The following is a 25,963-nucleotide window of genomic DNA, read 5'->3' on the forward strand; positions in this document are numbered from 1 at the left end:
TCACGGGCAGGGCGGCAATTGAAGATGCTTCATGCGGGAGGAAGTATTTGAAAAACCATACAGAAAAGTTAATGAATTTTTAAGGAAAGGGGATTATGTTGGCGCGGTAACTGTTTTTAATCGGGAAATCACATGCGCACTAAATATACAAGCCTGCAAATCGGCATCCACTGGCTGGTGTTTCTGTTAATCATCGTCGCCTACTGCGCCATGGAGTTCAAAGGTTTCTTCCCGCGCACCGCGCGTCCAGCGATCAATATGATCCACGTCTCGTGCGGTATCAGTATCCTGGTGCTGATGGTGACGCGTCTGCTGGTTCGCCTGAAATTCCGCGCGCCGCCGATTCAGCCAAAGCCAAAAGCGATGGTGACGGGGATGTCCCATCTGGGGCACCTGGTGGTGTATCTGCTGTTTATTGCGCTGCCGCTGATTGGCATTGTGATGATGTATAACCGGGGCAGCGACTGGTTTGCGTTTGGCATGGTGATGCCGCATGCGGCGGAGTCAAATTTTGATCTGGTTGATGTGCTGAAAGAATGGCACGAGACGCTGGCGAACCTGGGCTATTTTGTGATTGGCCTGCACGCGGTGGCGGCGCTGATGCATCACTATTTCTGGAAAGATAATACTCTTCTGCGCATGATGCCGAAAAAGCGTCAGTAGTCTTTAACTCTTGCCGGGTAAGCGCAGCGCCACCCGGCTTGTTTTTTAACCCAGCAGCGCACGCTCTTCGGCAGTTAACGCCAGCGCCTGCCTTGACCCCGTCTCCGACGACTTCACCGCCGCTTCCAGCACGGCCATGACCGCCAGTGCTTCAACAGGGTGGACAGGATTGGTGATTTTCCCGAGCAGCGCATCGCGTACGTTGACGTAATACTGGCGCTGATCGCCTTTCGGGGTAGGAATCGTCTGCGGTGCGCCGTCGGCCCCAAAGAACACCATGCTGTCGCCGTCTTCGCCCCAGGTTTCACTGCCCGGGATCACCCCTGCGAGCAGCTGTGCTTCCTGCTGGTCGATTCTGGCTTTCACCACGCTGCCCTTGTCCCCGTGGACGGTAAAGCGTGCCGTACCGCCAGCAACCAGCATGCTGGCGTGCAGAATGACCTTATGCTCCGGGTAGTTTAAAACCACGTGCGCCCAGTCGTTAATTTCTGCGCCGTCGCGCAGCGTCGCGATATTCCCCTGAACCGACTCCGGCAGGCCAAAGAGCTGTAGCGTCTGGTCAATCAGGTGAGGGCCCAGGTCAAACCACAGACCGCTCCCGGGGACGTTCTGCTCGCGCCAGCGCACGCGCACTTCCGGGCGGAAGCGGTCAATGTGCGATTCCAGGTGTTTAACCTTGCCGAGCGTGCCTTGCTCGATAATCTGCTTAATGCCGAGGAAATCGCTGTCCCAGCGGCGGTTGTGAAAGACGGAGAGCAGCAGCTGCTTTTCATCCGCCAGCGCAATCAGGTCGCGGGCTTCCTGCATGTCGAGGGTAAAAGGCTTATCCACGACCACGTGCTTACCCGAGTTCAGGGCCAGCGTCGCCAGCGGGGCGTGCGTGGCGTTGGGGGAGGCAATCACCACCAGATCGATATCAGGATGCTGAATAGCCTCTTCCGATGTCGCCACCACCTGTACGTCCGGCAGATCGCGTTTAACTTTCTCTTCATCACGAGAAGAGACCACGGCCAGCTTAATCCCGTCCACAGACTGGATCAGCGGGGCATGGAAGGTTTTACCGACAAATCCATACCCGATCAGCGCAATGTTGATTGTTTGAACTTTACTCATGACCTTCTCCACGTTAATTCGCGCACACCGTAACCTGCAGTGCGCTATGGTCCCCAAGCTCAGGCCAGGGACGATCTAAAAAGAGTTGTTGAATGCTGGATAACCCGGAAACCAGATACGGCTCGCAGCGGTTAATTTTCAGGTGGTCGGCGACAATCCAGTGCGCCTGGCTTGCGTCGAGCATCGCGCGTTTAACCTCGGCATCCGCTTCTTTACCTGCGCTCAACCCGAGCTCGGCATGAATGGCGCACGCCCCAAGAATGGCGATATCCGCCCGATAACGGGACAGCAAGGACAGCGTGGCGCTGCCGGCAAACAGTCGCTGCTTGTGGTCCCATTTCCCGCCGAGCAGGATCAGCTCAACGTCTTCCCGGTCGCTAAAATGCTGGGCGATATCCAGCGAGGGAGTAACGACGGTGAGCGGCCCCTGAAGAAAGGTGGCGACGGCCATCACCGTGCTTCCGGCATCCAGAAACAGGGTGGAGCCCGGTGGAACCTGCTGCGCAACCTGTTTACCCAGGCGCTGTTTGGTCTCCGGCAGCAGCGTGTTGCGGCCCTGACGGTTCATGGCGGAGAGGTTGAGCGCAATGGCTCCGCCGTGGTTCTTCTGCGCAAGGCCCTGGTTTTCAAGATCGGTCAGATCCCGACGGATAGTATCCGCTGAAACCTGCAGCTTTTCGGCCAGTTCAGCGATGCTGGCCTGGCCTTGCTCGCTGAGGATATCCAGGACATAGCGTTGACGAGCGGTTTTGTGCATGGGAGCAAATTCCTGCAAAATGTCGCAATAGTTTGCATAATACAGCATTTTGACGCAGAGAGAAGGGGATTGTGGTCATGACGATGTGCATCGGCGTGATGATTCACATGGGTGATTATTAAAATTTTATTAAGCAGGTATAAGGAAGCCGTTTTGAATGTTAATCACAATGTTATTGTTATGTTTTATTTAACGATTTGGATTATGTAACCAGTGCTTTACTCTTATGTGGATTTAAAATCTGATATTTTCATCCTGCGCGGAACTTAATTGCTTACATTAGTTTTTTAATGGTTTTTAATTCCAATCAAACCCCTCGGGTTACTAAAACTGACACTTCTTTGAAAATCTTTGTGTCTGACTCGCTCTGAAATTAACGCAAAAATGTGCATGGAAAGAATTCAGAATTTTCCTTAGATAACAGAGGGTTTATATGTTTCATCTGAAAGGACACTTTTAGGGTTTTGTCCAGAAACCCCATATTTTTTCTTAATTGTAACACCACATTAACATTGTGGGTGTAGTGGGCTATAACGCATTTTGTTATGCTGCTAACCAGTTTAAGAAATAAGTAAATTCTTAATTGAAATAAAACGCAGGCAGATCTCATCTCCAATAGAAATGGGTATGGGGAGTATTACCTTAAATTCAGCAAGGTAGCTAAATAAGATATTTGTCTAATTATCTATACCTCTTTTTGGGTATTTGCTTGAGTATCACTCAGAGTCAGGGAGATAACATGACGATATTACGAAAGCCTATGTTACGCCGATTTACAGCAGCACTGGCATTCATTTCATTAGCCATAAATACGGCTTTCGCCAATAGTAATCAGGTAGGTATTGCCCCGGTGGCAACCACAACCTTAAAAGAAAGTATTCTTTTTGCAATCGATCGCGATCCGTCAATTAGCCAGCAGGCCGCGCAATTAGGTATTGGCCAGGCACAAATAGATGAAGCGCGCAGCGGCTGGATGCCGCAAATATCATTGAACGGGAGTACGGGACACAGCCAGACCACCGATTCCAGCGGGTCGCTGAAGAATTCAGCCGCCTGGGGGCTGAGCCTGACGCAGCTGCTGTACGATTTTGGCAAGACCAATAACAGTATCAGCCAGTCCTCCGCCCAGCGCGATAGCTACCGCTATCAGCTGATGGGCACGCTTTCGGACGTGGCGGAAAAAACGGCGCTGAGCTATGTCGAGGTCAAACGCTATTCCGATCTGCTGCAGGCGGCAATCGAAAACGTACAGGCGCTCAAAAACGTCGAGCAGCTGGCAAAGCTGCGCGCAGACGCGGGCGTGAGTTCCACCTCCGATGAGCTTCAGACCCGCACGCGCATTGCCGGCATGCAGGCGACGGTCGCGCAGTATCACGCCGCCTTAAACAGCGCGCGCGCCAGGCTTGCGGTATTAACCGGAATGCAGGCAGAGGCTTATTCGCCGATGCCCGCGAATCTTGCCGTGGAGCCGGACTCGCTCAACCGCATCGATTATTCCCTGATACCGGCGGTGATGGCCGCGCAGAACATGGAACGTTCGGCTCAGTATGGCGTGGAAACGGCGAAGTCCCAGCACTGGCCGACGTTAAGCCTGAAGGGGGGGCGCACCCGTTACGAATCGGACAACCGTTCCTACTGGGACGACCAGATACAGCTCAATATCGACGCACCGCTGTATCAGGGGGGCGCGGTTTCAGCTCGCGTTCGGCAGGCGGAAGGCGCACGGGCCATGGCCTCCTCTCAGGTCGATCAGGCGCGTTTCGATGTACTGCAAAAAGCCTCCGTCGCGCAGGCTGACTGGACCGGCGCACGGGGAAGAATGGAGGCCGGAAAGCAGCAGCTGGAAAATGCGCTGCGCGCCCGGGATGTTTATAAAAATGAATACACCCTGAGCAAGCGGAGCATTAACGATCTGCTCAGCGTTGAGCAGGATGTCTGGCAGGCCACCTCAGCGAAAATAATCGCTGAGTATGACGGCTGGAGTTCGGCAATTAATTATGCTTCCGCGGTTGATAATTTAATGCCGCTTATTGGAATAGAGAAAAACGCTGCCGCAAAATTACCCGACTTGAGTTAATAAAAGACGCGCAGTGTTGCGCAAAGTAAGACTGAAAATAATGGGTGTTTTTTCCCAGGGATAGCTACATCCGTCTGGTGGACATATCCACAGGAATCCGTACACCTGCAAGGAGAAGAATATGAGTAACATAAAAGTTGTTGATGTCATCATTCGCAAAACGGCGGAGAAAACCAAATTTACCGGCGAAGGAAATCTGTCGGTCTCTATTTCATCGCCGAGCGTGATTGAAATTCAGGGCTCTGCTCAGGATGTGGCGCGTTATGTCCGTCAGGGGAAAGACCTCCTCATTTATATGAAAGATGGCAGCGTTATTCGCTGCAATAACTATTTTGTTGAAGATCCTGAAACGCAAAATCAGTCAGAGCTGGTGTTCAACGACCGTCAGGAACTGACACATATTTCTTTTGCCGATGCCGGGGAAGCGTCAGGCGTTGCGGTGACCGAGTTAACCGCGCAGGCCACACCGATTAGCAGCATTCAACCTTTCCTCGAGCAGGAAAGCGTTTTAAGCGACGCGCCGTGGGGCTGGATTGCGGGGGCTGCGTTAGGCGGCGGTGCCATCGGGGCACTGCTGGCAAACGGCGGTGACGGCGAAACTAAAACAAAAGTCATTGATAATACAAAAGAAGTTGAAAGCGCCACGCCGACCTTCCTGCTGTCGGATAAAGCGGGTGACAAGCAGGGCGTGCTGAGCGCAAACGAGATCACGGACGACATCAACCCAACCTTTAGCGGCACCGGTCAGCCGGGCGCGACCATCCAGATCAAAGACAGCAGCGGCAGCACCATTGCCAGCACCATGGTCGGTACAGACGGCACGTGGACGGTAATATTACCGACCCAGACGGACGGGGAGCACACCTGGTCGGTCGTGCAGATCGACGGCAGTAAAACCACCTCTGCGGGCAGTATCACCGTGACGGTCTCTACCGCCGATGCCGCCATTACGCTGGCCACCACGGCGGGCGATAACGTGCTGAACGCCAGCGAGCAATCTGCGGGCTTTACGCTTTCCGGTGCCAGCAAAAACCTGGCGCAGGGTACCGAACTCACCGTGACGCTGAACGGCAAAACCTACGCGGCTGAAGTCGGGGCAGACGGCGCGTGGAGCGTCAACGTACCTGCGGCAGACGCGCAGGCGCTGGGCGACGGTACCTGGACGGTTAACGTGAGCGGTAAAGACGCGGCGGGTAACACCGTCAGCGGAAGCCAGACGATTGGAGTGGATACCACCGCGCCAACCCTCTCTGTCGATACTCTCGCGCAGGACAACATCATTAATGCCGCTGAGCACAATCAGCCGCTGACCCTGACCGGTAAAACGAATGCGGAAGCCGGTCAGATCGTCACGGTCACCCTGAACGGTAAAAACTATAACGCCACGGTGGGCAGCGACGGCACCTGGTCCGTCACGCTTGCCGCGAGCGACGTGCAGGCGCTCAATGAGGGTAACCACACCCTGACGGTTAACGTGAGCGACAAAGCGGGCAACGGCTCGTCCGTAACGGCAGAATTCACGGTGGATACCGCCGCGCCGGTCGTCACCATCCATACCGTGGCGGGCGACGATATCCTCAACATCAGCGAGCAGGGCCAGGCGCACATTATTTCCGGCCAGGCGAGCGGTGCCGCCGCGGGCGATGTGGTCACCGTGACTCTTGGCGGCCAGACCTTCACCGGCGTGGTGCTGGCGGACGGCAGCTGGAGCGTCGGCGTTCCGGCGTCCGTGCTGGGCGCGCTGGGTGAAGGCAACCACACGCTTTCGGTTTCCGTCACTGACGCGGCAGGCAACACCGGCAGCGCCACGCACGGCATTACGCTGAGCGGACACCCGCCGGAATTTACGATTGATGCCATCAGCCAGGATAACGTCCTGAATGCCCAGGAGGCGATGCAGCCGCTGAGCCTGACCGGCACCAGCAACCTGCCGGACGGCACCACCGTCACCGTGACGCTGAACAACGTCAGTTATCAGGCCACCGTAGAAAACGGTATCTGGGCGGTCCAGGTGCCGGTTTCCGACGTCCTGAATCTGGCGAACACGCTTTACACCGTCAGCGTCAGCGGTACCGACAGCGTGGGTAACAGCGGTTCTGCCGAAGCAAATCTGCTGGTGGATACCGTCCTTCCGCAGGTCATTATCAATACGTTTGCGGGCGACAACCTGGTCAATAACGCCGAAGCGGGCGTCGATCAAACCCTCAGCGGTCGCGTTACCGGCGCGGCGGCGGGCGATACCGTCTCCATCACCGCAGGCGGCAAGAGCTACACCGCAACGGTTGGCAGCGACCTGACCTGGAGCGTGAAAATCCCGTCAGCGGATCTTCAGGCGTTCGGTGACGGGGATTTAACCTTCACCGCGTCCGTCACCAACGCGCACGGCAATACCGGCACCGGCGAGCGTGATATCAACATCAACGCGGAGCTGCCGGGCCTGCGCGTGAACACCATTTCCGGCGATGACGTGATCAACGCCATCGAACAGCAGCAGGATTTGAGCGTCACCGGCTCCAGCAGCCATCTGGCCGCGGGCACGCAGATTATCGTCACCATCAACAACGTTGAGTACGTCACCGCGGTTAACGCCAGCAGCAGCTGGCAGATCGGCGTTCCGGCGGCGGACCTGCAGGCCTGGACGGCTGGCGGCATGACGGTTAGCGTCAGTGCGGTAGATGCCTGGGGCAATCCCGTTTCGGCTGAACACCCGATTGAACTCGATCTGAACGCCGTGGCGGTCACCATTGATACCGTCTCCGGCGACGATCTGCTCAATGCGGCAGAAAAAGGCGGTGATTTAACCCTTTCCGGCCAGACGCAGGGCGTGGAGGCGGGGCAGACCGTGGTGGTGAAATTCGCCGACCAGACCTTCACCGCGCAGGTGCAGCAGGATGGCTCCTGGAGCCTGACCGTACCGGCCAGCGCGATGGAAACCCTGATCGACGGGCGCGCGCAGGTGAGCGTAAGCGTCACTAACGTCAACGGCAACAGCGCGGACGCCGCGCGCGTGGTCACGGTGGATACGCAGCCACCGGCGATTACGCTCGATAACCTGACCGCCGACAACATTATCAATGCGGCTGAAGCGCAGCAGGATTTAGCCTTAAGCGGTACCAGCACTGCGGAAGCGGGCCAGACGGTCACCGTCACGCTGAACGGCAAAACGTATCAGACCACGGTTCAGGCGGACGGCACGTGGCAGCTGAGCGTGCCTGCGGCTGACGTGGGTGCCCTGACGGACGGCATTGTGACCGTGACGGCCACCGTGAGCGACGTGGCGGGCAACGCCAGCAGCTCGGACCGCGTGGGTCTGGTGGACGCAACCGTACCGCAGGTGACCATTAACGACTTTGTCACCGACACCAACACCGTTAACCAGCTCGCCCATTCACAGGCGCAAATCCTGAGCGGCTCCGTCACCGGTGCGGCAGCGGGCGACCTGGTCACCATCACCATTAACAGCGTCGACTACACCACCGTGGTGGATGCGGCGGGTAACTGGAGCCTTGGCCTGCCGGCGTCCGTCGTGCAGGGGCTGACTGACGGCACCTGGACAATCGACGTCTCCGTGACCGACAGGTCCGGCAACACCGGAAGCAGTTCGCTGGATGTGGTGGTGAATACCGTGATGCCTGTCATCGGTATCAACACGCTGGCGGCGGACGACGTGATCAACGCGACCGAGAAGGGCGAAGATCTGCTTCTCTCCGGCACCAGCAACCAGCCGGAAGGCACGACCATTACGGTGATCCTGAACGGGATTCAGTACACGGCCACCGCTGACGCCAGCGGAAACTGGAGCGTGACCGTACCGGCCTCGGCCGTCAGCGCGCTGGGAGAAGCCCATTACACCGTGACGGCGAGCGTCACGGATAGCGTAGGCAACAGCGCCTCAACCACGCACGATGTGCTGGTGGACAGCTCGCTGCCGGTGGTGACGATTAACACCCTGGCGGGCGACAATATCGTTAACGCAGCGGAAGTGGCGGCAGGGCAAACCCTGACCGGTAAGGTGACGAACGCGGCTTCAGGTGACACTGTCACTATTATCCTTGGCGGCCAGACGTACACCGCTACCGTGCAGGACGATCTCACCTGGAGCCTGCCGTTAAGCGAGAGCCAGCTTACCGCGCTCGGCAACGGCGACCTCACCGTCTCCGCCAGCGTGACCAACGCGCACGGCAATACCGGCTCTTCTTCTCACGACTTCACCATCGACGCCCAGATCCCGGGACTGCGTATTGATACCGTGGCGGGTGACGACGTGATCAACGTGATTGAACACGCTCAGAACCTGATTGTGTCCGGCACCAGCACCGATCTGGCGGCGGGCAGCACCGTGACCCTGACCATCAACGGCAAAACCTATTCGGCAACGGTACTGGCGGACGGCACCTGGCAGGCGGCGGTACCGGCGGCCGACGTGTCCCAGTGGGCGGACGGTTCGCTGGATATCAAGGCCAGCGCGCAGGATGCTTCCGGCAACCCGGTGACCATCGGCACCGTCGTGGACGTCGATCTCGCGCCTGTTGCCATCACCATCAGCAGCGTGACCGACGATAACGTGCTCAACGCGGCGGAAAAAGGTCAGGACCTGGTGCTTTCCGGCACCACCTCCAACGTGGAAGCGGGTCAGACCGTTACCATCACCTTCGCAGGTAAAACCTATACCACCACGGTGGATGCCAACGGCGACTGGACCTGGACCGTTCCGGCAGCCGATCTGAGCGGCCTGAAAGACGGTGACGCAAGCGTGCAGGTAACCGTCACCAACGTGAACGGCAACGCGGCGTCTTCGGCGCAGGAATTCAGCGTCGATACCACAGCGCCGACGGTGACCATCAACACCATCAGCAGTGACAATATGCTGAACGCGGCAGAGGCGGCGCAGGATCTGACCCTGAGCGGCACCTCTACTGCCGAAGCGGGCCAGACGGTCACCGTGACCTTCAACGGCAATCAGTACACCGCGCAGGTGCAGGCGGACGGCAGCTGGACGCTCGACGTTCCGGCGGCGGACATGGCTGGCATAACCGACGGCAGCGCGGCGGTCACGGCGACCGTGTCCGATAAGGCAGGCAACCCGGCCAGCGCGGGCTCCTCGGTGCTGGTCGACACCACCGTACCGCAGATTTCGTTCAACATCGTCGCGGGCGACGACGTCGTTAATATTGCCGAGCACGGCCAGGCGCTGATCGTCTCCGGTAAGGTCACGGGCGCGCAGGCGGGTGACGTGATTACCGTGACCCTGAACGGCAAAGACTACACCGCCATGCTGGACGCGTCCGGCTGCTGGAGCGTGGGCGTTCCGGCGGCGGACGTGGGCGCGCTGGTTAACGGCGAACAGACCATCTCCGCGACACTTACCGATAAAGCCGGTAACAGCACCACCGCGACGCACGAGTTTGACGTCTCTCTGACCGCGCCGGTGGTAGCCATCAACACCCTGGCGATTGACGACGTGATCAACGCGACCGAGAAAGGCCAGGATCTGCTGGTGTCCGGCACCAGCAACCAGCCGGACGGGACCACCATTACGGTGACCCTGAACGGTATCAGCTATACGGCCACCACCGACGCCAGCGGCAGCTGGAGCATCACCGTTCCGGCGGCAAACGTCTCCGCGCTGGGCGAAGCAAGCTACGTGGTGACGGCGAGCGTAACCGACGCGGCGGGCAACAGCGCAAGCACCGGCCACAGCGTGCTGGTTGACAGCGCGCTGCCGCAGGTCACCATCAACCCTGTCGCCACGGACGATGTCATTAACGCAGCGGAAGTGGCTGCCGGGCAGACTCTGAGCGGCAAAGTGAGCGGCGCGGTGAGCGGTGACACTGTCACGATTTCAATCGGCGGCAATACCTGGACCGCGACGGTTCAGGACGATCTGAGCTGGTCGGTCAACGTGCCGTCCACGGTCTTAACCGCCATCGGTAACGGCGATCTGACCGTGTTAGCCAGCGTCACCAACGGCCACGGCAACACCGGCACCGGCGAGCGCGACATCACCATTGATGCCAACCTGCCGGGCCTGCGCGTCGATACCGTGGCGGGCGACGATGTCATCAACAGCATTGAGCACGCTCAGAACCTGATTATCACCGGCTCCAGCGAAGGCCTGGCAACGGGCGCGGCGTTAACGGTGACCGTCAACGGTAAAACCTACGCCGCAACCGTGCTGGCTGACGGCACCTGGACGGCCGCCATTCCGGCGGCAGACGTCAGCGCGCTGAATGCGGGCACGGTCACCGTGACCGTGGACGGCCAGAGCGCGGCGGGCAATCCGGTTTCCATCAGCCATGAGGTGAAGGTGGATCTGGCTACAGTCGCCATCAGCATTAACCCGATTGCCTCGGACGACGTAATCAACGCGGCTGAGAAAGGCGCGGACCTGGTGCTTTCCGGCTCTACCTCCAACGTGGAAGAAAACCAGACCGTCACCATCACCTTCGGCGGCAAATCGTACACCGCGACGGTCGATGCCAGCGGCAACTGGACGGCGACCGTACCGTCCGCCGATTTGGGCAGCCTGAAGGACGGCGATGCCAGCGTGCAGGTGAGCGTCACCAACGTCAACGGCAACAGCGCGTCCGCGGGCCGCGAGTACAGCGTGGACGCCACCGCGCCGACGGTGTCTATTGAAATTGTCAGCGAGAACAACATCATCAATGCTGCTGAAGCGCAGCAGGATCTGGTCGTTAACGGCGTGACCAACGCCGAAGCGGGCCAGACCGTCACCGTGACGCTGAACGGCGTGGACTACACCACCACCGTGCAGGCGAACGGCAGCTGGAGCGTGACCGTGCCGTCCGCGGATCTGAGCGGCATTACCGACGGCAACTACACCATCAGCGCCGCCGTGTCTGATAAGGCGGGCAACTCGGCCTCTGCGGATCGCGACGTGCTGGTGGATACCACCGTCCCGCAGCTGACCATTAACACCGTTTCCGACGACGACGTGATCAACAGCACCGAGCATGCGCAGGCACTGATTGTCACGGGTTCCGTGACCGGCGCGGCGGCGGGCGACGTGGTCACCGTCACCCTCAACGGCAAATCGTACACCGCCACCCTGGATGCCTCAGGCAACTGGAGCGTGGGCGTGCCTGCGGCGGACGTGACCGCGCTGGCCGCAGGGGATTACACCATTACCGCGGCGCTGACCGATAAAGCGGGCAACAGCAACAGCGCCACGCACGGCGTGGAGGTGAACCTGACCGCGCCGGTGCTGACCATTGACACCGTTTCCGGTGACGATGTGATCAACAATGCCGAGAAAACCCAGGATCTGACGATCTCCGGTACGGCTTCCGGCCTGGCGACAGGCGCGGTGGTGACCGTGATGCTGAACGGCAAAGCGTACAGCGCGCAGGTGGACGATAACGGAAAATGGACGACTACCGTTCCGGCGGAACAGGTCGGCGCATTGGGTGAAGCGTTGTACACCGTTACCGCATCGGCAACGGACAGCGTCGGCAACAATACCAGCACGTCGCACACCGTGAACGTGGAATCCGTTCTGCCGGGCGTGATCGTCAACACCATTGCAGGTGACGACGTCATTAACGCGGCGGAGCTGGCGGCCGGCCAGACCATCAGCGGTAAGGTGGTGAATGCCGAAGCGGGCAACACCGTGACCGTGACCATTGGCGGTAACAGCTACACCGCAACGGTGCAGAGCGATCTCACCTGGTCCGTGAACGTGCCGTCCGACGTGCTGACCGCGCTGGGCAACGGCGATTTGACGGTGTCAGCCAGCGTCACGAACGGCGTGGGCAATAGCGGAACGGGCGAGCGCGAAATCGTGATAGACGCTAACCTGCCGGGCCTGCGCGTGGATACCGTGGCGGGTGACGACGTGATCAACAGCATCGAACACGTACAGAACCTGATTATCACCGGCACCAGCGACGGGCTGGCGGCGGGCGCGGCGCTGACCGTGACCGTAAACGGCAAAACCTATCCGGCGACCGTGCTGGCGGACGGCACCTGGAGCGCCGCGATCCCGGCGGCGGACGTTGGCGCACTGAGTGCAGGCACGGTTACCGTGACCGTTGCGGGCCAGAGCAGCGCCGGTAACCCGGTTTCCATCAGCCACGATGTGACGGTGGATCTGGCGAGCGTTGCCATCAGCATCGACGCCGTTGCCACCGATGACGTGATTAACGCGGCCGAGAAGGGCGCGGATCTGGTGCTCTCCGGCACAACCTCGAACGTTGAGGAAAACCAGACCGTCACCATCACCTTCGGCGGCAAGAGCTACACCGCGACGGTGGACGCCGACGGCAAATGGACAGCTACCGTGCCGCCTGCGGATCTGGCGGGGCTGAAAGACGGCGACACCAGCGTGCAGGTGAGCGTCACCAACGTTAACGGCAACAGCGCCTCGGCGGGCCGCGAGTACAGCGTGGATGCGACCGCACCGTCCGTGACTATCAATACCCTGGCGAACGACGACATTCTGAACGCCGCTGAAGCGCAGTCCGATCTGACCGTATCCGGCACCACCACCGCTGAAGCGGGCCAGACCGTGACCGTATCGCTGAACGGTAAAGACTACACCACAACCGTCAGCGCGGACGGCAGCTGGACGCTGAACGTCCCGGCGGCGGATCTGGCTGGATTCACCGACGGCAGCGTGACCGTCACCGCATCGGTCAGCGATAAAGCGGGTAACCCGGCCTCCGTGGATCACAACCTGGCGGTAGATATCACCGCGCCTGCGGTGACCATCAACACCGTAGCGGGCGACGACGTCATTAACATCGCAGAACACGGCCAGGCGCAAATCATCAGCGGCACCGCCACCGGCGCGGCAGCGGGTGATAAGGTCACCGTCACGATTGGCGGGCAGACCTACACCACCGTGCTGGACGCGGCGGGGAACTGGAGCGTGGGCGTACCGGCGAACGTGATTTCCGGCCTCAGCGACGGCACCGTGACCGTCACTGCGTCAGTCACCGACGCGGCGGGCAACACCGGCACCGGCACGCATAACGTGACCGTCGATACCGGCCTGCCATCGGTGGCCTTCAACGCCATCAGCGATGACAACGTCCTGAACGCGGTAGAAAAAGGTCAGGACCTGAGCGTCAGCGGCACCAGCGCTAACCTCGCGGAAGGCACCTTGGTGACCGTGACCCTCAACGGTAAAAACTACACGGCGACGACCGCGGCAGACGGCACCTGGAGCCTGACGGTTCCGGCAGCGGATCTGGCCGGTCTCGGCCAGGCCAACTATACCCTGAACGCGACCGCCACCAACGGCGTGGGCAACAGCGTGAGCAATACGGCGACCCTGCTGGTCGACACCGCGCTGCCGACCGTCACCATCAACACCGTGGCGGGCGATAACGTCATCAACGCGGCGGAAGTGGCGGCAGGCCAGACCCTGAGCGGCACCGTGGCGAATGCCGAAGCGGGCAATACCGTTACCGTCACCCTTGGCGGCAACAGCTACACCGCAACGGTGCAGAACGATCTGACCTGGTCCGTGAGCGTGCCGTCCGACGTGCTGACCGCGCTGGGCAACGGCAGCCTGAGCGTGACGGCGACCGTCACCAACGGCCACGGCAACACCGGCACCGGCGAGCGCGAGATCGCTATCGACGCTAACCTGCCGGGACTGCGCATTGATACCGTCGCGGGTGATGACGTGATCAACACCATCGAGCACGCGCAGAACCTGATCGTCACCGGTTCCAGCGACGGGCTGGCGGCGGGCACGGCGCTGACCGTCACCGTCAACGGCAAAACCTATGCGGCGACCGTACTGGCGGACGGCACCTGGAGCGCGGCGATCCCATCCACCGACGTGAGCGCGTGGCCGGAAGGCACCGTCAAAATCAGCGTTACCGGCGACAGCTCTGCGGGCAACCCGATTACCATCAGCCACGACGTGACGGTGGATCTGGCGACCGTTGCCGTCAGCATCAATTCCATCGCTACCGACGACGTGATTAACGCGGCGGAGAAGGGCGCGGATTTGGTGCTGTCCGGTGCGACCACCAACGTGGAAGCCGGGCAGACCGTGACCATCAGCCTGAACGGCAAAATCTATAGCGCGACAGTAGACGACAGCGGCAACTGGACCTACACCGTACCGTCTGAGGATCTGGTACACCTCAAGGATGGCGACGCCAGCGTGCAGGTGAGCGTCACCAACGTCAACGGCAACAGCGCCTCGGCGGGCCGCGAGTACAGCGTGGATGTGACCGCGCCGTCCGTGACCATCAACACCCTTGCGGCTGACGATATTCTGAATGCCGCTGAAGCGCAGTCCGATCTGACCGTGTCCGGCACCACCACCGCCGAAGCGGGCCAGACCGTGACCGTGACGCTGAACGGCAAAGACTACACCACAACCGCAGGCGCGGACGGCAGCTGGACGCTGAGCGTTCCGGCGGCGGATCTGGCGGCACTCGGCGACGGCAGCGTCACCGTGACGGCGAGCGTCAGCGACAAGGCGGGCAACCCGGCGTCGGTTGATCACACTCTGACGGTCGACGTGACCGTTCCTGCGGTAACCATCAACACCGTAGCGGGCGACGACGTGATTAACATCGTTGAGCACGCTCAGGCGCACATCATTAGCGGCACCGCCACCGGCGCGGCAGCGGGCGATAAGGTCACCGTCACCATCGGCGGCCAGACCTACACCACCGTGCTGGACGCGGCGGGTAACTGGAGCGTGGGCGTGCCGGCCAGCGTCATTTCCGGCCTCAGCGACGGCACCGTAACCGTCACTGCATCAGTCACTGACGCGGCGGGCAACACCGGCACCGGCACGCATAACGTGACCGTCGATACCGGCCTGCCGTCCGTGGCGTTCAACGCCATCAGCGGCGACAACGTGCTGAACGCGGTGGAGAAAGGTCAGGACCTGAGCGTCAGCGGCACCAGCGCCAACCTGGCGGAAGGCACCGTGGTGACCGTGACTCTGAACGGTAAAAACTACGCGGCCACGACGGCGGCGGACGGTACCTGGAGCCTGACCGTTCCGGCTGCGGATCTGGCGGGGCTGGGTGAAGCGAATTACACCCTGAACGCCGCCGCGACCAACGGCGTGGGTAACAGCGTGAGCAATACGGCGACCCTGCTGGTCGACACCGCGCTGCCGACCGTCACCATCAATACCGTGGCGGGCGATAACATCATCAACGCGGCGGAAGTGGCCGCGGGTCAGACCATCAGCGGTAAGGTAGCGAACGCGGAAGCGGGCAATACCGTCACCGTCACCCTTGGCGGCAACAGCTACACCGCAACGGTGCAGAGCGATCTGACCTGGTCCGTGAACGTGCCGGAATCCGTCCTGACCGCGCTGGGCAACGGCGATTTGACCGTGTCGGCGACCGTCACCAACGGCCACGGCAATACCGGCGCGGGCGAGCGCGAAATCGTTATAGACGCCAGCCTGCCGGGTCTGCGCATTGATACCGTGGCGGGCGACGATGTGATCAACAGCATCGAGCACGGGCAGAATCTGATTGTCACCGGCTCCAGCGACGGGCTGGCGGCAGGCACCACGCTCACCGTGACCGTCAACGGCAAAACCTATGCGGCCTCCGTGCTGGCAGACGGCACCTGGAGCGCGGCGATCCCGGCGGCAGACGTCGGGGCCCTGGCAGCGGGCACGGTCACCGTGACCGCTGCAGGCCAGAGCGCGGCGGGCAACCCGGTGAGCATCAGCCATGACGTGACCGTCGATCTGTCAGCAGTGGCTATCAGCATCGATGCGATTGCCACCGACGACGTGATTAACGCGGCGGAGAAAGGCGCGGATCTGGTGCTGTCCGGCAGCACCTCGAACGTGGAGGAAAACCAGACCGTTACCATCACCTTCGGCGGCAAGACGTACACTACGAAAGTCGATGCCGACGGTAACTGGACGGCCACCGTGCCTTCCGCCGATCTCGCGGGCCTGAAGGACGGCGATGCCAGCGTGCAGGTGAGCGTCACCAACGCGCACGGCAACAGCGCCTCGGCGGGCCGCGAGTACAGCGTGGATGCGACCGCGCCAGCCGTGAGCATCGATACCGTCGCTGGCGATAACGTGATTAACGGCAGCGAAGCGGCTGCGGGCGTGGCCATTTCCGGCACCACCACGGCGGAAGTCGGGCAGACGGTCACCGTGACGCTGGGCGGTAAGAGCTATACCGCGCAGGTGCAGCAGGGCGGTATCTGGAGCGTGAACGTGCCGGGCGCCGACCTGTCCGCGCTGGCGGATAACGGCTACACCGTGCAGGTCAGCGTGAGCGACGCCGCGGGTAACCCGGGCAGCGCGGGCAAAGCGATTACGCTTGATACCACGCCGCCGACCGTCAGCTTTAACGCCGTCGCGGGCGATGACGTCATCAACAGCGTGGAGCACGGGCAGGCGCAGATCGTCAGCGGCACGGCAACCGGCGCGAGCGTCGGCGATAAGCTGGTCATCACCATCGGTTCGAACCAGTACACCACCACCGTTGACGCCAGCGGTAACTGGAGCGTGGGCGTGCCGGCCAGCGTGATTTCCGCGCTGAACGACGGCACCGTGACCCTCAGCGCGACGATTACCGACAGCGCGGGCAACAGCAGCACCCAGACCCACGATGTGGTAGTGAACACGGCCTCCGTGGCGCTGACCATCAATACCCTCAGCGGCGATGACGTCATCAACGCGGCTGAAGCCGGTTCGTCCCTGGTGATTAACGGCTCCAGCGCCCAGTTCGCCAGCGGTACGCAGGTCACCGTGACGCTGAACGGCAAGAGCTATACGGCCACCATCCATAGCGACGGCAGCTGGACGACCACCGTTCCGGCCGCAGACGTGGGCGCCCTGGCCGATGGCGCGAGCTATCAGGTGTCCGTGTCGGCGCAGGACAGCGCGGGCAACAGCGCGTCGGCGACCCACGGCATCAGCGTGGATACCACTGCGCCGGTCGTGAGCATTGCGACGCTGTCGGCTGACGATATGCTGAACGCGGCAGAAGCACAGCAGCCGCTGACCGTGCGCGGCTCTTCCAGCGCGGAGGCGGGTCAGACCGTCACCGTAACGCTGGGCGGCAAATCCTACACCGCAACCGTCGCGAACGACGGGACGTGGACGCTGGATGTTCCGGCAGCCGATCTGGCCGCGCTGAGCCAGGGCGCGCTGACGGTGACCGCCTCGGTCAACGACAAAGCGGGTAATAACGGCCAGACCACGCACACCTTAACGGTTGATACCGTCGCGCCAGCCGTAACCATCAGCACCGTGGCCGATGACGATATCGTCAACAACGCGGAGCAGCTGGCGGGTCAGACCATCAGCGGCACCACCACGGCGGAACAGGGCCAGACGGTGACCGTCTCCTTTAACGGGCACAGCTATCAGGCGACCGTCGGGGCGGACGGCTCGTGGTCGGTCTTCGTGCCGGGCCGTGATTTCCTCGGCCTGAGCGACGGGGATTACACCATCACCGCTTCGGTGAACGACAGGGCGGGCAACCCGGGCAGCGCAACGCACGACGTGACGCTGAACGGCGATGTCCCAACCATCACCATTAACACCTTTGCGCAGGACGATATCGTCAACGCCGCCGAGCACGGTACGCCGCTGGTCGTCAGCGGCACCACCGACGCCCCGGCGGGCCAGACGGTGACCATCACGCTGAACGGTAAAACCTACACGGCGACCGTTCAGAATGACGGCACCTGGAGCTATACGGTCGGCAGCGCAGACGTGACCGCGCTGGCGGACGGCGGTTCGTACGTCATTAATGCGCAGGTCAGCAACACCATCGGCAACAGCGGCAGCGATAACCACAGCGTCACCGTGGATCTCACCGCGCCGTCGATGGGGATTAGCATTGATTCGCTGCAAAACGACACCGGCCTCAGCGCGAGTGATTTCATCACCAACGACGCTCAGGTGGTGGTCAACGGCTCGCTGAGCGCGCAGCTCGGCAATAACGAGAAGGCGCAGATCAGCCTCGACGGCGGTAACACCTGGATTGACCTGACCGTGACCGGCACCACCTGGCGCTACACCGATGGCCGCACCCTGACGGACGGTACGTATCAGTACCAGGTGCGCGTGATCGATAACGCGGGCAACGTGGGGGCGACGGACAGCCAGGACGTGGTGATTGACCTGACGAAGCCTGTGGCAACGACGATTACGGTCGATTCCATCACCCAGGATACGGGTCTGTCCGGCAGCGACTTTATCACCAGCGACAACCAGATCAGCCTGAAAGGGACGCTCGGCGCGGCGCTGGGCAGCGGCGACCACGCGCAGATTAGCCTTGACGGCGGCGTTACCTGGACCGATGTGAGCGTCAGCGGCCTGAGCTGGACCTATGTCGATGGCCGCACGCTGGCCGACGGGGATTATAACTACCAGCTGCGCGTGATTGACGACGCGGGCAATATCAGCGCCACCACCAGCCAGGTGGTGACCATTGATACGGTTGCGCCGGATGCGAGCAAAACCATCGCCTTCGACAGCATCAGCGACGATACCGGCCTGAGCGGCAGCGACTTTGTAACTAACGATACGTCCCTGACGCTGCACGGCTCGCTCGGCGCGACGCTGGCCGACGGCGAGTATGCCCAGATCAGCATCGACGGCGGCGTCACCTGGCAGAACGTGATCGTCACCGGCAACAGCTGGTACTACGTCGATAGCCGCACGCTGGGTAACCAGACCTATGACTACTACGTTCGCGTGGTGGATGCGGCGGGCAACGTGGGGGCTAGCGCCCATCAGCAGGTGACCGTCGATACGGTCGCCCCGGACGCGGCGATTACGGTGACCGTGGATAACATCACCGTGGATACCGGCTTCGACAATAACGACTTCCTGACCAGTTCGACCTCGTACACGCTGCACGGAACGCTCGGCGCAGAGCTTGGCGCGGGTGAATTCGTGCAGGTGAGCATGGACGGCGGCAGCACCTGGGTGTACGCCACCGTCAGCGGTACGCAGTGGAGCTACAGCGACACGCGTACCCTGACCGACGGCAGCCATAACTACCAGGTGCGGGTCGTTGACCAGGCGGGGAACGTCGGGGCCACCACCTCGCAGGCGGTGACGGTGGATACGCAGGCGCCGCAGTACGGCGTCACCATCGACAGCATCAGCGAAGATACCGGCCAGTCCGGGAGTGATTTCATCACCATGGACACCACGCTGACCATCAACGGTTCGCTGGGCAGCGCGCTGGCAAACGACGAGCGCGTACAGATAAGCCTGGATGGCGGAAATACCTGGCTCGATACCACGGTCACCAACCAGCGCTGGAGCTACACCGATACCCGCGATCTGCCTGACGGAGACTACACCTACCAGGTGCGGATTATCGACCAGGCGGGCAACGTCGGCTCTACCGCCTCTCAGGTGGTAACGGTGGACACCACGCCGCCAACCACGGTAGGCACGGTAGTGAGCTATACCGACGGCGAAGGCGAGCGTCAGGGCACCTTTGGCAGTGCGGTAGCGACGGACGATAACTCGCCGCTGATCAACGGTACGCTTAACCGCGCCCCGGACGACGGTGAAATTGTGCAGCTCTATCGTGACGGGGTCCTGCTCGGCCAGGTGACCATGAACGGCAGCGCAAGCTGGTCCTTCCAGGACAACGGCCTGAGCGACGGCAACCACACCTACATTGTGCGCGTCACCGATAAGGCCGGTAACTACACGGAATCCGACGGCTTTGTGCTGAACGTTGATACCAGCATCCCGACCACCACGGCGGCGATTACCGCGCAGACCACGTCGGACACCACGCCGATCGTCAGCGGTACCGTCTCCGCTGACCTGGTGAACGGTGAATACCTGGTGGTAACGGTGAACGGAAAAACCTACACCTCCCAGACCGGCGGCGCGGTGGTGGTCGACCCGGATCACAACACCTGGTATCTGCAGATCCCGGACGGCGATGCGCTGAGCGTGTCGAGCTACAGCGTGACGGCGCAGGTGAAGAGCAGCGCGGGTAACGGTAATACCACCGGTACGGCGACCGGCAGCCTGGTGATTGATACCACCTCGGTGAATACCGACTGGGCAACCACGGCGGGGAACAGCAACAACTCCACCATGACCCTCGGCATGAACAGCAGCGGTCTGTGGAACATCATTGCTAACGGCCAGTCCTACTCCAGCAGCGATAGCTCGACCTATGCCGGGAATACGCTGACCAACACCCGTAGCTACTACGTGGTGAGCCAGACCGCCGCCGACTTTGACCGTAACGGCACGCAGGATATCTTCGCGACGGAGAACACCTACTCGGGCTCTACGCAGGTGATGTGGACCTACGATGGCAGCACCTATAACGCCAGCCAGCTGGCGATGGGGACCACCATCTGGTACGGCGGCGTGATTGCGTACGATAAAACCGGCGATGGCTATCTGGATCTGGCGTACGGCGATGCCGGCATGGACTCACTGACCTACCTGGTGAACAACAACGGCGTTCTGTCGCCGGACGGCACCGGTGGCGAAGGCGGTTTCTACGGTCAGTTCGATTCCGGACGCGAAATCTCCGGCGTCGACCTGAACAACGACGGGGTAATGGTGCCAACTTACTGATTTAGTGTATGATGGTGTTTTTGAGGTGCTCCAGTGGCTTCTGTTTCTATCAGCTGTCCCTCCTGTTCAGCTACTGAAGGCGTGGTGCGTAACGGTAAAAGTACTGCCGGACATCAGCGCTATCTCTGCTCTCACTGCCGTAAAACATGGCAGCTACAGTTCACTTACACCGCTTCTCAACCCGGTACGCATCAGAAAATCATTGATATGGCCATGAATGGCGTCGGATGTCGCGCCAGTGCACGCATTATGGGCGTTGGCCTCAACACGATTTTACGACACTTAAAAAACTCAGGCCGCAGTCGGTAAACTCACGCATACAACCGGGCAGTGACGTCATTGTTTGCGCGGAAATGGACGAACAGTGGGGTTACGTCGGCGCTAAATCACGCCAGCGCTGGTTGTTTTACGCGTATGACAGGATACGGAGGACGGTTGTGGCGCACGTATTCGGTGAACGCACGTTGGCCACGCTGGAGCGTCTTCTGGGCCTGCTGTCGGCCTTTGAGGTCGTGGTATGGATGACGGATGGCTGGCCGCTGTATGAATCACGCCTGAAGGGAGAACTGCACGTTATCAGCAAGCGATATACGCAGCGCATTGAGCGGCATAACCTGAATCTGAGGCAGCATCTGGCAAGGCTGGGCAGGAAGTCACTGTCGTTCTCAAAATCGGTGGAGCTGCATGACAAAGTCATCGGGCATTATCTGAACATAAAACACTATCAGTAAGTTGGAGTCATTACCCGTTACCCTGTATGGCGACATACCGGATGGCTGGCTATATCGCACCCTGGGCACTCTTTTAAATAATAGTTATCAATTATCTTTGATTCGCATAGCCCGCGTTTCGGATGTCGTCACTGGTTCTCAAACGCACCATCATGTTTTTAAGGATCGTTCGTATTTATTACGCGATCGCTACAAGGATAATTCTTCGCAAGACAACGTAAAGTGGTTAACAAAAAGAGAGATTGACGTTTTATTAAATTTCTACCGCGGCATGTCCGTAAAAGAAATGTGCGATGAAATGGGGCTTTCTAATAAAACGGTTTATACGCACCGTAAGGAAGGCGTGCTGAAATTACGCTTAATTAAGCGGTGGCTACACGATTCGCACAATTTCAATGCGGAAAGAAGTATCAAGCGGCGGAGTCAAAACACGGAGTTTACGGATAAGGAAACAGAGATTTTTAATGCATTATATAAAAAAGAGATCTTCCCTGCTTATCAGATCATTACCGATCGTGACAAAAAAGGCGTAGGCTTTGAGATACTGATCCGCTGGAATAAAAACGGTAAAATTGTCAAGCCGGCCAGTTTTCTCACGGATATTTCAAACCATGAGATATGGTTGAAAATAACAGCGTTAGTCATTCATGCCGCCGTGTCCGGGATTAATAAGTATAACGGTAAATACTATTTTTCTGTGAATATTCCGCCTCGTCTGGCCTCCGGGAATGCATTGCCCGATATGGCAAAGAAAGCTATCGACATGCTGCTCAAACCTCAGTGGGCCGAAAAGCTGGTCTTTGAATTCGCAGAAGATATTGACGTGACGAAGGACAAGAGGATCCCTGAAACCATGCGGCATTTACGTAATACGGGGTGTCGATTGTTTCTGGATGACTGTTTCTCTAATCATCAAACCATGTTCCCGGTGCGGCAGGTGCATTTTGATGGACTCAAGCTGGATCGCGACATCGTTGAGCATTTTGTGGCAAACGATAATGACTATAACCTGATTAAAGCGATACAGCTTTACAGCGACATGACCGGAACGGACTGTATTGCCGAGGGGGTTGATAGTGAAGAAAAGTTTGAAAAATTAGTCGCGCTGGGCGTCAAAAACTTTCAGGGATATTATTTATCGCGGGCTGTGAAAGAGGAAGAGTTAGACCGGATGGTCAGGATTTTTAGCTAAGAAAAAATAAAGCCCCGAAGGGCCTTTTATTATTTTCGACCCAGCAGAAGGCCGAGAACAATACCGACCGCACCCGCTGCGACGAGGCCGGTGAGGGGATTATTTCTGACAGCTTCAGTGACGTCGTAGACGGCATCGCTGGCCTGTGCGGCGTATTTTTTAGCCGCACCTTTTACCTGATGCTTTGGTGAATCGACGAATTCACCAAACTGCTGCTGCGCTGAACCTGCAAGCTCATCAAATTTATTTTTTGCTTTATCTTCAGCAAACTGGGTGTTTTTATCAGTACCGAAATCAGACATTTTTGCCTCCTTTTGTTGATAATTAAAGGATAGCCGCTCTTTGTGGATGTGGGAGACGTAAGCCTAAATTCGGTACATGTCAGGGCTGTTTTCGGATATATCTCTATACCGGGAACCCGTTATTTCTCATTGTCATCCTGACCATAATACAGTTTCCCGATGCGAATCAGCGGGCGGCCCTGAGACTTACGATGCAGGTTACTGTCCCTGAGCGAATAAACGCACCCGCAGTATTCCTGCTGGTAAAACTGCTCCCGCTTGCTGATTTCAATCATGCGAGAGGAGCCGCCCTGTTTACGCCAGTTATAGTCCCAGTAAACCATACCCGGATAGCGCGCGGCAGCACGCTGGCCGCAGTCATTTATCTGCTGCATGTTTTTCCAGCGGGAGATCCCCAACGAGCTGCTGATGACGCTGAATCCATTTTCTGCCGCATAGAGCGCCGTACGCTCGAAACGCATATCGAAGCACATGGTGCAGCGGACGCCACGCTCGGGTTCCCATTCCATGCCTTTCGCGCGCTCAAACCAGTTATCGGTGTCGTAATCGGCATCAACAAACGGCACACCGTGTTTTTCCGCAAAGCGAATATTCTCCTCCTTCCGAATGAGGTATTCCTTTTGTGGATGGATATTGGGGTTGTAGAAGAAAATCGTGTAGTCAATCCCCGACGCCTGGATAGCTTCCATTACTTCACCCGAGCAGGGGGCGCAGCAGGAGTGCAACAGCAGCCTGTCGGCACCGTCTGGCAGGGAAAGTTGTGGGCGGATAAAAGGGGTTGTCGTCATGGCGTTCTGCAATATGTTTATGAAATTTATGGAAGGGTAGCATAAATTCAGAATCTGTTGAGGCGGGATCAAGGCAGGACAGAGCGATCCCGCGGGGCGGGATCTTCTCCGGTACCACGTGTCGCTATTCGGCAAATTTCAGCAGCGCGTCGCCATCAAGACGATAGCGAACCCACTCGGACTGCGGCAGCGCGCCTATGCTCAGGTAAAAATCAATGGCGGGCTGGTTCCAGTCCAGAACGCTCCATTCAAGGCGACCGCACTGCCGTTTTACCGCGAGCTGCGCGATATGTTTCAGCAGCGCTCTTCCCGCGCCTTTACCGCGATAATCCGGAGAAACGTACAGGTCTTCCATATAAATCCCGTTGCGTCCTAGCCAGGTCGAATAGCTGGTGAAGAACACGGCATACCCGGCTATCTTGCCGTCAAACTCCGCGATCAACGCTTCGGTTTTTGTGCCTGCGTCAAAGAGCGTTTCGCGGATCTCCTCCGGCGTGGTAACCACCTCTTCCGGCGCTTTTTCATAAACCGCCAGCTCGTAGATCATGGCGTATATTGCCGCCGCATCTTCGGGGCGGGCCTGACGAATGGTGATGCTCATTGTTTTTCCTGTGTTTTAGCCTGTGTTCGATTGATGGCGTTAAGCATACGGAGTATTGTCCGAAGAATTAAGTGCAATGAAATCAACAAATGATGAATATTATGCATCCAGTGCTGAGGCGTCTTGATTTAAACCTGCTGCCCGTATTCGACGCGATTTACCGCCACCGTTCCGTTCGGCTTGCCGCTGATGAGCTGGCGATGAGCACATCGGCACTGAGCCATGCGCTGTCGCGTTTGCGAATCACCCTTAATGACCCGCTATTTTTTCGGGAAGGGCATCGCATGTCCCCCAGCGTGTATGCCACTCAGCTTGCGCCTTCCATTGCTTCCGCACTGTCGTTCCTGAATCATGAGCTAACCCCGCAGCCGGAGTTTGACCCGTCCAGCAGTACCGAAAGCCTACAAATTGGGATTACGGACTTTACCGCGCTGTGCATTTTCCCGGCGCTGATGCACAAACTGCAGCTTGCGGCCCCGGGTTTGCATTTCGAATTGCGCTATCTGCCGCACAGCCCGGCGCTGACGGAACTGCTGGCGGGCGAAGTGGATCTTGCGCTGGGGTTCAGCACTCAGGATGATATCCGGCACCCGGAGCTGGAAGAGATCGACTGGTTTGAAGATGAGTATGTGGTCATCAGCAACGCGCGCCGGACGCGTCTGACGCTGGAGGAGTATCTCGCGGCCCGACACCTGGTGGTGACGCCATGGAATGAAAAGCAGGGCGTTCTGGACGTGCGGCTCGAACAGCTGGGCTATACCCGACAAATCGCGATCAAAACGCCGTCGATGCTGAGCGCGCCGTTTATCGTTGCGGAAAGCGACCTGCTGATGGCGATCCCCCGGTTTGCCGCTGAGAAGCTGGCTACGGCAGCGGACCTGAGGATTTTTCCTTTACCGTTTTCGATACGCACGTTTGAAGTGAAAATTTACTCGCATAAACGCAGCGGCCAGCGGGGCGCGACCCGCTGGCTTAAGGAGGAGCTGCAAACGCTGGCGCAGGCGCGTCATTCCGGGCAGTCCGGCTCCCAGGAGAGGATGTCGCCGGGTTGACGCTGCAGCGCCTCGCAAAATGAGTAGGGCGCTAAAGTCCACACAGTAAAAAGAGATGCGGCCGGGAGGAAAGTACGATATCGTAACTCTATGATTAAACGCATAGTTCGCAGGAACGCCGTCGCGACAGGA

Annotated in this window: 10 protein-coding genes and 1 pseudogene; 6 read left to right on the forward strand and 5 right to left on the reverse strand. The window is 59.2% G+C overall.

The genetic code is table 11. The features are described from left to right. Nucleotides 1–132: 132 nt before the first annotated feature. Nucleotides 133–663 (forward strand): cytochrome b561, encoded by a 531-nt coding sequence (gene cybB, locus ACJ69_RS06385; RefSeq protein WP_059346701.1) that lies wholly within the window; start codon nucleotides 133–135, stop codon nucleotides 661–663. 45 nt (nucleotides 664–708) lie between these two features. On the opposite strand, the gene ACJ69_RS06390 is transcribed toward cybB, so the two are convergent. Both ACJ69_RS06390 and ACJ69_RS06395 read right to left on the reverse strand, forming a co-directional pair. Continuing rightward, a complete protein-coding gene (locus ACJ69_RS06390; protein ID WP_054830122.1) occupies nucleotides 709–1,776 on the reverse strand; it encodes an oxidoreductase in 1,068 nt (355 codons plus the stop codon). A 13-nt stretch (nucleotides 1,777–1,789) separates the two neighbouring features. Further along, entirely contained in the window at nucleotides 1,790–2,533 is a 744-nt protein-coding gene (locus tag ACJ69_RS06395) for a DeoR/GlpR family DNA-binding transcription regulator (RefSeq protein ID WP_059346702.1), read from the reverse strand. Nucleotides 2,534–3,272: 739 nt separating this feature from the next. Here ACJ69_RS06395 and ACJ69_RS06400 point away from each other — a divergent pair. The 4 genes and pseudogenes from ACJ69_RS06400 (at nucleotide 3,273) to ACJ69_RS06415 (ending at nucleotide 23,088) form a co-directional block, all read left to right on the forward strand. Then, nucleotides 3,273–4,610, forward strand: coding sequence for a TolC family outer membrane protein (locus ACJ69_RS06400; RefSeq protein ID WP_059346703.1), 1,338 nt, complete (start codon nucleotides 3,273–3,275; stop codon nucleotides 4,608–4,610). 121 nt (nucleotides 4,611–4,731) lie between these two features. Then, nucleotides 4,732–21,084, forward strand: a pseudogene (locus ACJ69_RS06405) (Ig-like domain-containing protein); the annotation flags it as partial. 114 nt (nucleotides 21,085–21,198) lie between these two features. Beyond that, a protein-coding gene (locus ACJ69_RS06410) for an IS1 family transposase (protein WP_223274117.1) occupies nucleotides 21,199–21,896 on the forward strand; the annotation gives its coding sequence in 2 pieces (ribosomal slippage) (nucleotides 21,199–21,448 and nucleotides 21,448–21,896; 699 coding nt in all). A 1-nt stretch (nucleotide 21,897) separates the two neighbouring features. After that, nucleotides 21,898–23,088 carry an EAL domain-containing protein gene (locus tag ACJ69_RS06415; protein WP_232248344.1) on the forward strand — a complete coding sequence of 397 codons (1,191 nt, stop codon included), beginning with the start codon at nucleotides 21,898–21,900 and terminating at the stop codon, nucleotides 23,086–23,088. Nucleotides 23,089–23,117: 29 nt separating this feature from the next. Here ACJ69_RS06415 and ACJ69_RS06420 read toward each other — a convergent pair whose 3' ends face one another. From ACJ69_RS06420 to ACJ69_RS06430, 3 genes are all read right to left on the reverse strand, one after another. Further along, on the reverse strand, nucleotides 23,118–23,390 hold the full coding sequence (locus ACJ69_RS06420; RefSeq protein ID WP_059346704.1) for a DUF883 family protein: 273 nt from the start codon (nucleotides 23,388–23,390) through the stop codon (nucleotides 23,118–23,120). A gap of 119 nt (nucleotides 23,391–23,509) precedes the next feature. After that, entirely contained in the window at nucleotides 23,510–24,178 is a 669-nt protein-coding gene (locus tag ACJ69_RS06425) for an epoxyqueuosine reductase QueH (RefSeq protein ID WP_054830369.1), read from the reverse strand. A 124-nt stretch (nucleotides 24,179–24,302) separates the two neighbouring features. Next, nucleotides 24,303–24,779, reverse strand: coding sequence for a GNAT family N-acetyltransferase (locus ACJ69_RS06430; RefSeq protein WP_029740546.1), 477 nt, complete (start codon nucleotides 24,777–24,779; stop codon nucleotides 24,303–24,305). A gap of 89 nt (nucleotides 24,780–24,868) precedes the next feature. On the opposite strand from ACJ69_RS06430, the gene ACJ69_RS06435 reads away from it, so the two are divergent. After that, complete coding sequence (locus tag ACJ69_RS06435; RefSeq protein WP_054830365.1) at nucleotides 24,869–25,831, forward strand: LysR family transcriptional regulator; 963 nt, start codon at nucleotides 24,869–24,871, stop codon at nucleotides 25,829–25,831. The last annotated feature ends 132 nt before the right edge of the window (nucleotides 25,832–25,963 follow it).

This window comes from Enterobacter asburiae, from assembly GCF_001521715.1.
Taxonomy (GTDB): domain Bacteria; phylum Pseudomonadota; class Gammaproteobacteria; order Enterobacterales; family Enterobacteriaceae; genus Enterobacter; species Enterobacter asburiae.